The sequence below is a fragment of the Haloferula rosea genome (assembly GCF_016595525.1).
Classification (GTDB): Bacteria; Verrucomicrobiota; Verrucomicrobiia; order Verrucomicrobiales; family Akkermansiaceae; genus Haloferula; species Haloferula rosea.
Genome location: NZ_JAENII010000066.1, coordinates 1 through 336, shown reverse-complemented (window position 1 = coordinate 336; position 336 = coordinate 1). Strand labels below are relative to the sequence as shown.

At 52.1% G+C, this 336-nt stretch carries 1 protein-coding gene; it reads right to left on the bottom strand.

The window, feature by feature from the left end:
* On the bottom strand, nucleotides 1-336 hold a 336-nt coding region (locus JIN81_RS18840; protein ID WP_200283644.1), incomplete at both ends, for a hypothetical protein.

The following is a 336-nucleotide window of genomic DNA, read 5'->3' as shown; positions in this document are numbered from 1 at the left end:
GGGTGTTGACTCCACCCAGACGTCCGTAGCGATACGCCATACTGTTAACGGAATCCACCTCGAAGAAATTGTTCAGTCCGCTATCCAAGCCAGTGAAGGCCAGAAATGTGCTTTCTCCAGTGGCAACGTCGAAGATCGAAATTGCAGTACCAGAGGAACTTAACAACTGGCCATTGTAGACGGCAAAGGGATCTCCACCGTAGGAAACGGTTTCGGCAGTACCGGTGAGCAGGCTGACTGTGCTCAGGGTGTTGACTCCACCCAGACGTCCGTAGCGATACGCCATACTGTTAACGGAATCCACCTCGAAGAAATTGTTCAGTCCGCTATCCAAGC